The sequence below is a fragment of the Brevibacillus sp. AF8 genome, from assembly GCF_021270385.1.
Lineage (GTDB): Bacteria > Bacillota > Bacilli > Brevibacillales > Brevibacillaceae > Brevibacillus.
The window spans coordinates 28,362-41,893 of record NZ_JAGQDN010000035.1 but is presented as its reverse complement, the minus strand read 5'-3'; the positions used below and the strand labels follow the sequence as shown (position 1 = coordinate 41,893).

The 13,532-nt window shown below is 44.7% G+C and carries 16 protein-coding genes; all 16 read left to right on the top strand.

The window, feature by feature from the left end:
- Positions 1-158 precede the first annotated feature (158 nt).
- Positions 159-887: a Flp pilus assembly protein CpaB gene (gene cpaB, locus KB186_RS27665; RefSeq protein ID WP_173612434.1), complete on the top strand. Its 729-nt coding sequence runs from the start codon at positions 159-161 to the stop codon at positions 885-887.
- Entirely contained in the window at positions 884-2,287 is a 1,404-nt protein-coding gene (locus KB186_RS27660) for a CpaE/TadZ family protein (RefSeq protein WP_232774792.1), read from the top strand. Before cpaB ends, KB186_RS27660 begins: the two co-directional genes overlap by 4 nt.
- A gap of 11 nt (positions 2,288-2,298) precedes the next feature.
- A complete protein-coding gene (locus tag KB186_RS27655) occupies positions 2,299-3,786 on the top strand; it encodes a TadA family conjugal transfer-associated ATPase (RefSeq protein ID WP_232774791.1) in 1,488 nt (495 codons plus the stop codon).
- An 11-nt stretch (positions 3,787-3,797) separates the two neighbouring features.
- A complete protein-coding gene (locus KB186_RS27650; protein ID WP_221869315.1) occupies positions 3,798-4,694 on the top strand; it encodes a type II secretion system F family protein in 897 nt (298 codons plus the stop codon).
- An 11-nt stretch (positions 4,695-4,705) separates the two neighbouring features.
- The gene (locus tag KB186_RS27645) at positions 4,706-5,620 is read left to right on the top strand and encodes a type II secretion system F family protein (protein ID WP_173612438.1); all 915 of its coding nucleotides are present in this window, start codon (positions 4,706-4,708) and stop codon (positions 5,618-5,620) included.
- A 90-nt stretch (positions 5,621-5,710) separates the two neighbouring features.
- On the top strand, positions 5,711-5,887 hold the full coding sequence (locus KB186_RS27640; protein ID WP_173612439.1) for a pilus assembly protein: 177 nt from the start codon (positions 5,711-5,713) through the stop codon (positions 5,885-5,887).
- Complete coding sequence (locus KB186_RS27635; RefSeq protein WP_173612440.1) at positions 5,884-6,381, top strand: A24 family peptidase; 498 nt, start codon at positions 5,884-5,886, stop codon at positions 6,379-6,381. Before KB186_RS27640 ends, KB186_RS27635 begins: the two co-directional genes overlap by 4 nt.
- Entirely contained in the window at positions 6,378-6,809 is a 432-nt protein-coding gene (locus tag KB186_RS27630; protein WP_173612441.1) for a TadE/TadG family type IV pilus assembly protein, read from the top strand. Before KB186_RS27635 ends, KB186_RS27630 begins: the two co-directional genes overlap by 4 nt.
- The gene (locus KB186_RS27625) at positions 6,806-7,315 is read left to right on the top strand and encodes a hypothetical protein (protein WP_173612442.1); all 510 of its coding nucleotides are present in this window, start codon (positions 6,806-6,808) and stop codon (positions 7,313-7,315) included. The genes KB186_RS27630 and KB186_RS27625 overlap by 4 nt, the downstream gene beginning before the upstream one ends.
- A gap of 97 nt (positions 7,316-7,412) precedes the next feature.
- A complete protein-coding gene (locus KB186_RS27620) occupies positions 7,413-8,030 on the top strand; it encodes a DUF4046 domain-containing protein (protein ID WP_173612443.1) in 618 nt (205 codons plus the stop codon).
- A gap of 108 nt (positions 8,031-8,138) precedes the next feature.
- Positions 8,139-8,417 (top strand): hypothetical protein, encoded by a 279-nt coding sequence (locus tag KB186_RS27615; protein ID WP_173612444.1) that lies wholly within the window; start codon positions 8,139-8,141, stop codon positions 8,415-8,417.
- Between the two features lie 147 nt (positions 8,418-8,564).
- On the top strand, positions 8,565-9,329 hold the full coding sequence (locus KB186_RS27610; protein ID WP_047074825.1) for a hypothetical protein: 765 nt from the start codon (positions 8,565-8,567) through the stop codon (positions 9,327-9,329).
- Between the two features lie 44 nt (positions 9,330-9,373).
- Positions 9,374-10,210, top strand: a complete 837-nt coding sequence (locus tag KB186_RS27605; RefSeq protein WP_232774790.1) for a CpaE/TadZ family protein — start codon at positions 9,374-9,376, stop codon at positions 10,208-10,210.
- A complete protein-coding gene (locus tag KB186_RS27600; protein WP_173612446.1) occupies positions 10,207-10,995 on the top strand; it encodes an SAF domain-containing protein in 789 nt (262 codons plus the stop codon). Before KB186_RS27605 ends, KB186_RS27600 begins: the two co-directional genes overlap by 4 nt.
- Positions 10,992-12,110, top strand: a complete 1,119-nt coding sequence (locus KB186_RS27595) for a P-loop NTPase family protein (protein ID WP_232774789.1) — start codon at positions 10,992-10,994, stop codon at positions 12,108-12,110. The genes KB186_RS27600 and KB186_RS27595 overlap by 4 nt, the downstream gene beginning before the upstream one ends.
- The gene (locus tag KB186_RS27590; RefSeq protein ID WP_232774788.1) at positions 12,110-13,462 is read left to right on the top strand and encodes an ATPase, T2SS/T4P/T4SS family; all 1,353 of its coding nucleotides are present in this window, start codon (positions 12,110-12,112) and stop codon (positions 13,460-13,462) included. The genes KB186_RS27595 and KB186_RS27590 overlap by 1 nt, the downstream gene beginning before the upstream one ends.
- Positions 13,463-13,532: the final 70 nt, after the last annotated feature.

Sequence of the window (13,532 nt, the reverse complement as noted above, 5' to 3'; positions counted from 1 at the left end):
AAAAGCTGTATTCCCGATTACTTGTAAAAGTAATGGAGAATGCAGCTTTTTTTGTTGTGTCATAGGTGTAACCGTGCATTCGATCTGCACGGTTTTTTGTTTTCTTTTTTTGTCCCTCTATTCTCCCTTACGCTACAAACAATGGAAGGAGGGGGAGAATGTCAATACATCCGTTACGACTGTTGGCTATATTGCTTTTCGCTACATGTATAGGTGTAGCGACCTACATCATTTTGAAGCCGCATCAAGTGACCTATATACAATTGCGTTCAACAGTGGAGAAAGAAAGTGGTCAATTACTTGAAGCAAGAGATATGGAGCCATTAACACTGAGACTGGGAGGGATCTTTCAACAACCCATTGCCCCAATTCCAGGCTTGATTCCATGGGAAGAAGGACAGAGCCTTGTCGGTTTAGCATTCACCCGTCAAGTGAAAGGAGGTCGACCATTATTGCAAAGTGATTTGGAGCAAACCAGTAATCCGCAAGACAGCGGAGTGATCACAGAAAAAATGACAGGTATGAGCATTCCCGTGGACAATGTTGCAGGAGTTTCACCGCATGTATCAAGCGGAGAAAGAGTGCATGTCTATGCTTCCTTTGAAGATGAGTCAGGAGCACATTCTGGACTTCTGTTGCAAAACATGCCCATCATTGGCATTCAACGCGAAATGGAAGGAGATCGTCCCAATCTGGTAGCAGTGACTCTCTCCCTGACACGTGATGAGGCTGTTCTGCTAACACACGCACTTCATTATGGAAAAATCAGATTGGGCTTGGCTGCAGTGAAGGATGGGGGGAATCCAGGAATAGGAGACGCAAGATTCGCTTCAGAGCTAATGAAGACGAAAACACGCTGGGGTATTAAAAAGGAGGAGCATGAGTGAAAAGGCGTTTGCTCATAGTAGATGATGATCAAGAATCAGTTCGTTTGTTAACGGCGCAACTTGTAAACAGCAGATGGATCGAAGTGTGCGGGGAAGCACTCGGAGTGGAAGAGGCATGGGCAAAATTACAGGCAAACCAACCCCATTTGGTGTTGCTGGGTGGTATAAAGGGAACGGAAAGAGGTGTGTTGTGTCAGCAATTTCGGCTAGCCTTTCCTCATCTTTCGTTTATTGCTGCTTGCTCAAGCAATGAATTGATGTGGGAGCCTTTTTTCCGGAACTTAGGCTTATGGGTTATTGCCAAGCCAATTGAACCAGGGCAGATCGAAGCGTTAGCTATGATGATACAACCTTCAGGAATGGTAGCAGAATCTGCGCCACAACAACACCAGTATGTAATCCAGGAACAGACCAAGAGCTATCCGAGCCAGCCTCCTTCATTCTCCGAGCCAATTACAGGTAGTTTAGTTCCTGAAATGACTCGTCCCAAACAGCTTATAACTGTTTACGGTCCCAAAGGTGGCGTAGGAAAAACATTTATTTCTCGTGAGCTAGCGATTTTCTTTTCTATGCAAAAAAACGAGGGGGTCCCATTGCGGGTAATCGCTGTTGACTTCAATCTTGATCTCGGTACATTTGCGACTACTTTGAATCTCCCCCGTACCCCGAATCTTTTTACGTGGGTAAAGGATCTTGATGCTCAGTTGCATTCGTATATTCAGGGTCAAGGAAAAGACCCGTATTCCATTAGTAGTGAGGAATGGCAGGAATATGCACAAGCCTTGCCGTTATCTCCTCAACAAATCGAGAAATATGTGGTTGTTCATTCCGATACGGGATTGCATGTAATTACCTCCCCCCGTGATATTCGGCAAAGCTTTGAAATCCGTGACTATCATTTATATTTGATTCTCGAAACGTTAAAACAAAGCAACTACGACGTCGTTCTTATCGATACGGCTCCGGATACAACAGATGCAACGATTCAAGCTCTGTTTTTTGCAGAACATGTTGTGATGGTGGGAAATCCGGTAGTAGACTCCATTGAAAATATTCAACGATTGCTAAAACTGTTGAGAGAAGCAGAGTACCCTGAAGAGCGCATTCAAATTTGCATGAATCGTTTGCAGAGGAAAGAAATGTTTACCTTAGATGAAATTCGTGCCTATTTCCAGCTTCACCCTAGCAAAAAAATCTTCTCAATACCTGACGATGTGGAAGTGAAAAAATCGATTAATACCGGAACGCCAGTCATGCTCCAGTCAGGGAGAATTCCGGCCAAGGAAGCCATTGAGACATTAGGAAAAGCACTGTTCCCCGTAGATGGAGAGCAAATGAAGGCTGCTGAAAAAGAGAAACCAAAAGAGAAAACATCTCTCTTCAAGTGGTTGTGGGGATAAGGGAGGGTGTCATGTTCGATAAAAAACAGTTACTAGGCATTACTAATCAAGTTCGCCCTGCGCAAGAATTACGATCAGCGGGCAGGGGAATGGCGGGAGTTCCTTCGACGCTTCACGAAAAAATGCAAGCCCCCGATCACGCGCGGACGAATGAAAAATGGGTCGGGGCAGATCAAGAAACGTCGATTCGTACCCAGATTGTTGAGAAATACGGAAAACGATTATGGGAGGAAAAGCATTCTTCACTCTTTTTAGATGAGCTGACGACAGATATTCGAATGCTGCTGGAGTCGCAAACCACCCTGACGACCATGCAAATGGATGCAGAAGTAAAACGACTGCTGCATTCTTTGACGGGTTGGGGCCCATTAGACGCTTTATTAGAGGATAACGACATCACGGAGATTCTTTTTCATCGCTATAACTATCTCGTCATTGAAAGAAAAAGTACGGGTCGTCTTGAATCTCCGGACATTGCTGTTTTTCGTGATGAGGAAGAGCTGCTGCGCCTATTGGAACAAATTGCAGCGACAATGGGACGTGAGTTTAATGAAACAAAAGCAGAGTTGCATACACAGCTTCCGGACGGTTCCCGGGTTGCTGCTACGCATCGCTCGATTTCTCCCGATGGACATATGCTCACGATCAGAAAACACCGCGAGCTACTCAGTGAGTCCGATTATTTGCGGTACGGTTCCATTTGCGAGCCGATGCTTCTCTTTTTAAACAGAGCCGTCGGTTTATCTCGTGCATCTGGCATTGTCAGTGGAGGAACAGGCTCAGGCAAGACACACATGCTCAATCTCATCTCCCAATATGTACCTGATCATTTGAGTATTATTACGATCGAGGATGTTTTGGAGATGAAGCTTCAGCATCCTTTTGTACGCAGATTTTTAGCGAAACCTGCAAATTACGAGGGGAAGGGTGGGTTTTCGATCAAGGATTGTGTTCGCTTGTCCTTGCGCAAAAGGCCGGATGTCATTATGGTCGGTGAGACACGAGGGGGAGAAATCGTAGATATGCTTTGGGCGATGAATACGGACCATCCTGGCAGCTGGAGCACAGCACATGCAAACTCACCGCGTGCTTTGGTAGATTCAACTTTGCCCATTTTATTTGGAAAAGCAGATGAAGGGTATAGTGCGGAAGAGCGCAATTTAATGATCGGTTCGGCACTGGACCTGATTGTTCAAGTAAAACGTTTTGAAGAAGATGGCAGTCGCAAGGTGGTAGCGATAACGGAGGTAGTGGGGACGGGTCAATCGCATGAAGAATGGATAAAACGAGCTTGCAACATTAAACAGGTTCTCCCTGATCGGGTGTATTTGCAGGATATATATGTGTACGAAGCAACAGGCGTGGAGAATGGGAGAGTAAAGGGTCACTTCAAATGGACAGGCTACCGACCAGAGCGACTGATTAAACGATGGCTAGAGAAAGGTTTGTCCCGAGAGGAGATTGAGCAAGTCTTTTTCACCACACCAATACCGCTATAGGAGGAGAAAGTATGGACATTAGCTTACCTGTTGCAATCGGGATGGGGATGGCCATCCTGTTATTGATCTTGCCTAACAAATTGTATATGCGAGAACCGACGGGGAAGCACGAAATCGTAGAAGTGTTGCAACAGGACAGGAAAACTATTTGGAAGCAGTTTGAGGAGAGGTTGGCAAAATCGCACTCAGGGTGGGGGGTAAACCAGTATGTGACCCTCTCTTTTTTATTGGGAATCGCGTCCTTTGGTGTGAGTGGTCAGATCTTGCAGTCTTGGTGGATGGCATTGCCTGCTTTGCTGGCAGGGATTATGTTTACCGAACGGTTAGTGAGTGTATGGGGGGCTCGTCGAAAGGACGAGTTCGAAGCAGGCAATGTAAAAGCAATTCGTCTTATGGCCAGTTCTTTACGCACCTCTCCATCGTATTTGCATGCGTTTGAACAGGTAGCAACTAGTCCATTCTTATCGGAAATCGTTTTAGAGGAATACAGGCGTATTGTAGAGCTATTGCGGGCACAAGTCCCGTTGGAGCACGTAATGAATCGATTCTTTGAACGCACAGGATCAGCGGATGTCAAATATTTAGCGACTATTGTCCACATTCAACGTGAGATGGGCGGAGATATGGCTAAAACGCTCGATTTGGCTGCCTCTTCAATATTGCGGCGCAGACAGTCGCTCCGTAGACAAAAAGCAGCTATGGCACAGATCGTGGCACAGGTGAATTTACTAAGTGTCATGCCGTTTGTTTTTGTCATTGCGTTGTATGTAAATAATCCCAATCATTTCGACCCATTAACGGCCACAATCGGGGGACGGTTTCTTATTTTGGGAAGCCTGGCCTCTATTTTGATTGGGGGAGAAGCAATTCGTTATGTTGCGCATAAAAGCATAAGCAGGAGAGCATAGGAGAGGGTGCAATGTTCGTTCTCGTTCTTAGTCTATTGGTGAGTGTTGCTATATTTCTGTACGGCTTGCCGTCTTGTGTGAGTAAGGGAGAACAAATCTCGGCCACCCTTTTGGGCAGGATTGACTCCGTGAAACAAGCCAAGCTTGAGAAATCGTTTCAACAACGACGAAAAAGGTGGACACTGGTTCAAAGCTTGGAGAAAAACCATGTACTGCTACAGCACTTTTACAAATGGACGGGTGTCGATAAGAAAAAAATAGAGGAAACATTGGTTCGTCTGGGGATCGATATAAGCTTGACCGAGATTGTCTTGTTCCGGCTCATCAGCATGTGTTTCATCGTTTCATCTCTAGCTTCATTGTCAATAAGCATGGTTAATGGGGAAAAAATCGGAACGATGAATGGGCTTCCCTTAACAATTAGTTTATTTTTGTACTTGCTACCGAACATGCTGCTAGATCGGGCAGACAAGCGAGCAAAAGCTGAAATTCGAGAGCAGGTCCCTATCTTTTTTAGCATCGTGCAGTCATTGGTGGATGCTGGCATGCCATTGCAACAGGCTGTAAAGCAGACAGCGAGGCGTTTTGATGCCAGACTTGGCAGAGAACTCGCGAGCCTGGAAATGGGAGAAAAAAGGCATGGAAACTGGCGAAAGGCGCTTGAAGAGTTGGCCTTTCGGTGGGAGGTAGATTCGTTGACGTCCATTGCGCTGGAGATGAACGAGGCGATGAAAAAAGGGGTTAGCATATCGCAAATGTTGTCTGTCCAAGTAGAGGAGCAAGTGAGACAACAAGAAGACGAGGCTGCTACCCATATGAATCGGTTAAATATTAGGTTATTGCCTTTTGTCATTTTATTAATGGGACTGCCGTTGCTGTTTTTGGTGATGGGCCCTGCATTCATCGGCATCGGAGAAAGCTTGTAGCAAAATTAGCGCATGTAAATATTTTTGCGAGAGGCACTGTCTTTTGGCAGAGTGAAAATAGAACCAAAATCTCAATGAGGAGTGAATGGAATGGGAGCCATCGCAGATTATTTCAACCGTTTTTGGTATGAGGAGGACGGTGTCACGATCGTAGAAATGGTCATTATCATTGCCGTCATCTTGATTGTGCTTATTCCGACACTGACACAACTAGGCACTGCCGAAGACGAGAAGCTGAAGGAACTGCAAGAAAAAATAAGCAAATGACTAACGTAATCTTGCTAGGCGTATTAGGAGCGGCCGCATGGATGGATTGGAGACAAAGGAAAATACCGAATACTCTTGTTTTTCCAGCGATTGCTGTCGGCTTATGGCATCAGTGGGAAGGTGAATTTTTGGGAGGAGCATTACTAGGTGTGGCTGGAGCCTTTTTGTTGACAGTTGGTCCCGTAATCTTAAAAGGGATGGGGATGGGTGATCAAAAGCTGCTGATGGCTGTTGGAGCTTGGACAAGTTGGAGTGTGGTGTATTCTTTGTTTTTGCATTCTATCATCTTATGCCTTGTTGTGATGGTGTTCTATCCGCAAAATTGGGCTCGCCTTTGCAACAATCTTCAAATCATAGCAGCCGGATGGACAGCACATCGACAAGTTTGGCTTCCAGACAGGGCAAAAACAGCCTTTTCATTCCCCTACGCCGTATATTTGCTGGGTGCTTTTGTGTTCCAATCCGTACGAGATGTCATCGGAGCAATCGGATGATTACACGCTTGGGACGAGTGATACGTGCGAGGATGAAAGATGAGCGAGGCAGCCAGATGATTGAGTTTATTTTGGTGTTTCCTTTAGTTTGGATCTTGATCGTATTCTCCTTTGACCAATTCAGCATGATGTACAACAAGCAAAAGGCATTGGCGGCTGCGTATGAGGCAGGGAGAATTGCTGCAGTGCAGCCCAATTTCGGTTTGGCCAAATTCCATGCGAAAGAGCGAGGCACATCGGAACTAGCACAAGGTATTGGAGTCCTTCACAAAGATGTCCAGCTGGAGCTTGATGGGAACGGCTGGAGAAAAGGCAGTCATGTAAAAGCTGAAGCAACAGTTTCATTTCGGCTTCTCTCCACGGGAGAATTATTCGAGATAACTGAAAGCTATCACATGATGGTTGAAAATGCGGAGGAGAAGCAATGAATGATTCGTTGCATCATTTTTTGAATCGAGTGAAGGAAGAGCGCGGGGCAACTATGATTACTGTGCTCTTCTTTCTCTTCTGCTTGGGCAGTCTGCTCTCTATCCTGTTATTTTTGGAACAGACAGATTATCTAAAAATGAAGATGCAACATACAGCGGATTTGATTACTAAGGGAGCACGTGCGGCTGGAAAATGGGAGTACGTGGATACAAACGGTGATAAGCAAATCAGATTGTTTGCGACAACAGAAGAAGCGGAACGGCGTGATGCGGATATCATTCGCGGGGCACGTGAAGAAGCGGGGATTCTTTGGAGATTAAACAGGGGGAATCTGGAGGGAACAAGTGATGAGGTCTCTGTTATTCACCAAAAAGGTGAACGGCCTTATTTGTACTTGCAAGGAATCTATCATTTAGAAGTAAAGCTTGAAAAGGACATACCTGTATTTTGGGATGAGCTTTTTGTAAAAATGAACAGAGTCTCCCAGTCTGGGGTCTATGAATAAAGTCACAATTTTGAACAAAGGTACTGTTATTTTTGTCCTAATCCCGCGTGGTAATTTAGTAGTATATTCCAAAAATGGGGATAGGAGTGATATGACAGTGCCCTCAAAAATAGTCGATCGGTACAAACGAATTCTTAGCGGAGAGCAAAAGCGTTTTTCCCCGTATGAGTTCGAAGATGTGCAGTACCGAAAGCAAAAAGTCCAATTAGTTGTTAGATATGCGATTGAAAATGTAAAAAGATGGACTCCTGAGCAGGCGAGACGTGAATTGAGCTTGCAGGATGTCAAAGAACTGAAGCTGCATTTGGTGAGAGAATTTATTGAGCCGCCTATCGAGGCAAAGGCGGAGGATGTGTATTACTTCGTCGAATTCGCTTATCCGTATTTACCTCGGCTTTCAGAAGAACAACGAGTGTTATGGGTTTACCAAGAAGTGCTTTCAGGCATAAGACGTCATTTTCCCCCAGCTTATTTTCAGAGCATAAAGGGGGAGGAACGGGCAAAAATATGCGTCGACTATATGTGCAAGCATCTGCTAAAGCTGGCAGATTTGCGTCAACTGCCAAGTATTTTCAGCAAAACAGAGAGAGCCTATACGCTCCTGAAAACATATAAACTCAAGATTCTCGTCGATACGCTCTACTTTTCACCATTTGATATGGTCACTGAAATGTATCCCGAGCTTAGTGATCCCTCGTATTGGGACGAGTTATAAAAATATTTGCACAACCCTGCTGTCTTTTTTTACGGTAGAGATAGTTTCATAGGCTTATAAGCAGATGAAACGGCCGTACTCTACAGGTGAGAGAAGGAGGCGTTGCGTATGGCAACAGTAGAGGCTCACCAGAAATGCTCTGCATCCGTGGAGCAGCTTCTAGGGCGACAAGTACGCTACCAGAAGCACAAACCCGGCAGACATCTTTCAGTGGAAAGAGTTCCGCAGGGAGCGTTCCAGATCGAATCCGTACTTCGATTTGGAGACAGAGTAGTACTCAATGACGGGCTAATTGTAATGGAGAATGCTCCAACCGTCATGGAGCGCGCGGGAAGGATTGCTCTTCTTTTCGCGACCGGAGAAGAACTTTACTTTGTAACTGAGTAGGTTCTCTTAATCGCCTTGCACGGTTGCGTGTGAGGCGACCCATAAAGCGAACTGCCTGGTTTATCAGGCTAAATAAGATTCGACGAGTCGAGAATGCTGTTGGAGAATATCAATCGTTCTATAAAAAGGAAATGGGGGTATTTTGACGTGTTGGCAAAGAGTGCAATCGAATTAGTCAACCGCTGCTATGAGGAGACAAACAAGCTGACATTGTTGTCATTGGAAGAGTTTAAGGAATCCTTTATTGCTTTTGTTTTTGGAGATTACCAGGAAGAGTTTATGGTTCAGTATGATCTGGAAGAGTTTTATGAGCATTTGAATCAGCTTCAGTTATCTAATTGCCGGAGAGATTTTGATCGGGCAGTTGAGGAATGGTACATCACAGAGTATGGAAGCGGGTATAAAGGCGTCAATTATCATGACATTTTGTTTACGCTAGTAAAGGAAGCAGTCGTTCAATACCAATCGCCAAATCGGATAGCACTCATCCGAGACGTAACCAAACTCCTAACTATGCCAAATGGATTTCTCGCCCGATGGCAAAATGGGCAGATACGTGAACGTCCCATCCCCACATATTTTAAATACTTGATGAAGCTCGGAGTACGTACACATGAAGATATTGAAACGCTGGTAGACATGTGGCTGGTAGAGTACCCAAACGCATTTAATAAAAAACAGCAGGAGCTCTTTGCTAATCCACCTAGAAGAGGAAGACCTAACAACGTCGAGCTTGCTCTATTAATCGAGCTAGCCATGAAAGTGAGACCAGAAATGACAGCTCAGGAAAGGGAGCGACTGCGCAAAATATACTATTATCACCGCAAGTCCCTCACTGTTCGAGAGATGGTTGAAAAATTTGAGAAATACATCGCCAGTAAAAATAAATCAAATGATTCCCAGGTGGGATAATCATGTTTCACCAAATGAGCCGCTTTGTCTCCAGGTTTCGTGATTTGGAGCAGCAGGAGTTTTCACAGTCTATTGAGGAAGAGCGGCAATGGAAAGTACTTAAAGAAAAGCTTGCTTCTCCACAAATAGTTGAGCAACAGGAGTCGTATCAGCGTAAATGTATTGTCGTTATGAGTTTGTACGCACAGGCTGGAGCTAGTTTTCTTGCAAGTAACCTAGCGTATGCATGGTCAGGAAAAGGCATTCCTGTTACCCTTTCCGAGTTGCCAAAAGTAACATCCTATTATTATTTTGCTTTTGATTTTGAACGTAGAGCTCGACAACAAGTAAGAGATTCTCCTACATCATTGCTCCTCATGCAAAATAACTATCTTCGCATCCAGATAGAATCCCCAGCACAAATTCAGCATGAATCTTCTCAAACAGATATAGCCAACTGGTTACTACGGATTTGTAAGGATAGTCCCATTGTTGTCATTGATGTTTCTTCCTACTGGAATGATATCCACTCCAAACAAATTTTTGAGCATGCCGACGAAATATGGGTAGTTTTTGATGCCGATTTGACTAGACTAACCCGTTTGTTCCTGGTAGAGCCAGTCCCTACTTGGTGGAGGACAGAAAGAAGAAAAATAAAAATGATAGCAAACAAGTGGAATAGCCAATTGTCTCGGACAAGCATCATGAAAAAAGTAGAAGGAACGCTCTCCCTATGGGATCAGCAGCCTGGAGCTGCACGGGTAACTAACATGATTCCGTTGATGGATGGAGAGAAAACAGCAATGGCAAGCGCCAAAGCCAATCTACTTTTGGAGCTTTTCCCCGAGGAAGAGAGTGAATTTCAGTCATTGATTCATGCTTATAAAGGAAGGATGTTATGAAGAAGCAAACATTGCTTGTCATTTGCTTAATTTCGTTTCTGCTAGCAGGGTCGTCCTTTTATGCAGCGACTCAATATATTGACGCGATGGCTGCGGAAAAGCTGTTTGCCCCAGTCGTAAAGGTAGCTGCAGGGAAAGAAATATCAGCCTTCGAGCCGATTACACAAAACGACGTGATACTTGTTCAGGAAGAGGTAGATGAAATTCTTCCAGGTTCAGCGCGTGATTTGGATACCGTTCTGGGGAAAAGGAGCACGCAGACTATATACGAAGGCGAGCAATTATTATTGGAAAAGCTGACAGATTCGCAGCTTTTACCGGAAAAAGGGGAGGCGCGTTACGAGTTCCCCCTACTATCCATTTATCCTTTAACGGAATTACGCAAAGGTGATCATGTGAAAATTTGGGTCAAATACAAGAGTCCCTCGGAGCTACAAGACTATCCTGCACCACTGCATTTTCAAAAAACGAATGATACGGCAGATTTGTTATTTGAAAGTCAGCTTGCAAGCGTGAGGGATAGTAATGGTATTGAGATCTATACATTAAAGCCTAGCTTGTTGCCATCGCCTGATCAGATGGATTCCATCTTTCATGGATCACGAGAAAAGCCGTTGCAGAATGGCGAAAAGCGATATCGTGACTACCGAGTTCAGCCAACAGCACTACCTGCTTTTATCGGCTTTAATTTGACAGACGAGGAGTATGTGATAGTGAGCGAGGCAATGTCATATGGGATGCTTCAGGTCGGTCATATCATGGGTTCGAAGGAGCAAGCGTCATGAAAATTTTAGTTTGTTATCCGATGAAGTCACTCGCCAAAACGTATATGCCTATGTACAGTGATTTGCTGGTAGCCGAGTCGGCGGAGGAGTTTTCACGGCTTGTGCAGCTTTATATGCCAGAAGCTTCCGTGATATTTTCCGAAATGTTCAACACTCCCGTTTGGGAATGGCTGCCGGCACTGAAAGCACAACTCCCGTCCAACTCACCGTTAATTATTGTTCCCCTCTATCGGGATGAGAAGATGATTGAGAAGGTAGCTGAGGAGTCCGGGCTAGAGGACGTATACCTGTTATCAGCCCATTTATCCCAAGAAGAAATACGCCATCAAATCAGTCTGATTCTAGGCTTCGTGCAAGAGTGTGCAGATATTGGATCGTCAAAAGAAAAGGGGCTCGTCTACGCTTTGCTGAGCTACGGTGCTTCTGGCATCACTACTTTTTGTATTAATTATCCTGTCATACTAGGGAGGCAGCATCCTGAAAAGCGAATTGTTGTACTTGATATGAATGACGCTAAGCCCGATTTATCACGATTCTTCAAACTCCAACAACATCAATTATCTTTATTTCGTCCTGACTTTATCGATATTCAAACAACTGCCAAGCGTAACTGGAGCAATGTCTGCAAACAGAGCGCGCACTTGCCTAATTTGTATTACGCACATGCTGCTAGCAAATGGAAAAGCTCAGAATTAAGCAATCTAATTAGTGTGTTTCGCATGCAATTTGACTATGTATACATCGATTGGGGTTACTGCTTTCCTGAGTCTGAGACTCTACAGCGGTTGCTTCATACTGTTGACCGCAATCTGTTATTCGTGAGAGCTGATCCCTTTAGTATCGATAGTGCTAGAGAGTGGCTGCATAACTGGAGAGAAAGAGGAGTGAAATGCGAGGTTCTGCTCAGTCATTTAGATCCTGGGCAACCCTTTCGAATCGGGGAGGATGTTTCGGTCTATGGTGTTGTACCACGCATTTCGGAGAGCAGGCTCATGCAATCACATCAAAGCTGCAGCGTATTAATAGAAGAGTTTTTCGCTCCCAAATCGTACATCAGCAGTTTGAAGGAAATTGCTAAGGCACAATATGTGGACAGAAGTGCGGTGTTTTGCTGATGAGAGGGATAGAGCGAGAACAACCAGTTAAATCGGACATCCAAACCATCGAAGACATAAAACAGGTAGCAAGAGATTATTTAAATCATTTTGGCAAAACTCGAGAAGAAAAGCTAGAGATGCAACGCATTCTCGCTTTGGCAGAACAGGGAGATCGCGATAGTCACAACCATATTATTCTTCGCTTACAGCATTATTTTGAGGAAGTCCTCCAACGACCAGTAACCGAACAGATTTTGCCGCATGTTAACGGTTACGAGGGGCTCACCTTTTCTACTTACGGGTGGGGCATACTTGATGCCGTCCTCCATTTGTCTCCGTGGGTAGAGGAAGTGCGAATTTCTGCAAACCGCAACATTGCGTACCTGGAGCAAGGAGTCAAAAAATTTCTCTCTTACACACCAAGCTGGAAAGAGGTTGAAATCCTCCAACAAAAGTTGACCAATACAGCGGGCCTATCTTTTAACGAGAAAAAACCTAGATTGAGCGGGTACATACATTTGCTAAAAGCAAGATTAACCATGTTCACTTTCCCTTATTCCAGAGTACCGACCATTCTGGTTAGACGATTTACAACACCTTCTTTTTCGCTCGACCAACTCCGTACACAGCAACAGCCAGCCTTCGACGAAAGAATTCAATGGCTAATCGAACAGCAAGTGTACGGACGCAGCAATGTGCTGGTTATTGGACCAATGGCTGCAGGGAAAACAACGTTGATGATGTGTATGTTGAAGCTGAAAGACCCTCGGACAGAATATGTCACGATCTTTGAAAGTGAACACGAGATGCGATTTGGTGATATTTGGCCAGGGGAAGTGATTGAACTCCAAAACGTGGAGGAAATCGGCATTGAATTAGAGCATTGTTTCAAAGACATGTATCGGTCAACCGCAAATACGATCTTGATTGGAGAAATTCGCGAGCCTATAGAAGCGTACCATTTTATAAATGCCGGAATCAGAGGGACAGACGCTACAATCGGAGCGATGCACGAACGATTTGCTCATAGGGCGTTACATGATTTGACCGATCTTGTTTATCAATACGGAGGGCGAAGTGTCGAGCTGACCCAGGAGAGAATTAGCAGGGCAGTCAATTTTGTCAATTCGCTTACATACCGTAACAGTGGTCACCGTTTTATTGATGCCATTCATGCGACGGAGTGGAATTCATCATTTAACCGAGTGGAATCTATTCCCCTTGTAGGTCGCAACATGCAGACGGGAGTCTATGAATGGACAGGGAATCAATTGAGCTCAGAGTTAGTTGAATACATGTGTTACGTCGGCAAAGCAGACATTGAAGTGTTGAAAGAGCTACGTCTTACCGATATAGGCAGGCAGCTATGATGTACACATTTCTTTTCCCGGTGCTTCTATGTCTCTTCTCTGGTTTTCTGTTTCTCGGCTTACACCTGTA

Bases quoted from the DNA above. Each gene is read 5' to 3' on its own strand.
- KB186_RS27630 (WP_173612441.1), top strand. From the start codon at position 6,378: ATGATTACACGCTTGGGACGAGTGATACGTGCGAGGATGAAAGATGAG.
- KB186_RS27650 (WP_221869315.1), top strand. From the start codon at position 3,798: ATGGACATTAGCTTACCTGTTGCAATCGGGATGGGGATGGCCATCCTG.
- KB186_RS27590 (WP_232774788.1), top strand. From the start codon at position 12,110: ATGAGAGGGATAGAGCGAGAACAACCAGTTAAATCGGACATCCAAACC.
- KB186_RS27640 (WP_173612439.1), top strand. From the start codon at position 5,711: ATGGGAGCCATCGCAGATTATTTCAACCGTTTTTGGTATGAGGAGGAC.
- KB186_RS27655 (WP_232774791.1), top strand. From the start codon at position 2,299: ATGTTCGATAAAAAACAGTTACTAGGCATTACTAATCAAGTTCGCCCT.
- KB186_RS27625 (WP_173612442.1), top strand. From the start codon at position 6,806: ATGAATGATTCGTTGCATCATTTTTTGAATCGAGTGAAGGAAGAGCGC.
- KB186_RS27615 (WP_173612444.1), top strand. From the start codon at position 8,139: ATGGCAACAGTAGAGGCTCACCAGAAATGCTCTGCATCCGTGGAGCAG.
- KB186_RS27635 (WP_173612440.1), top strand. From the start codon at position 5,884: ATGACTAACGTAATCTTGCTAGGCGTATTAGGAGCGGCCGCATGGATG.
- cpaB (WP_173612434.1), top strand. From the start codon at position 159: ATGTCAATACATCCGTTACGACTGTTGGCTATATTGCTTTTCGCTACA.
- KB186_RS27645 (WP_173612438.1), top strand. From the start codon at position 4,706: ATGTTCGTTCTCGTTCTTAGTCTATTGGTGAGTGTTGCTATATTTCTG.
- KB186_RS27595 (WP_232774789.1), top strand. From the start codon at position 10,992: ATGAAAATTTTAGTTTGTTATCCGATGAAGTCACTCGCCAAAACGTAT.
- KB186_RS27600 (WP_173612446.1), top strand. From the start codon at position 10,207: ATGAAGAAGCAAACATTGCTTGTCATTTGCTTAATTTCGTTTCTGCTA.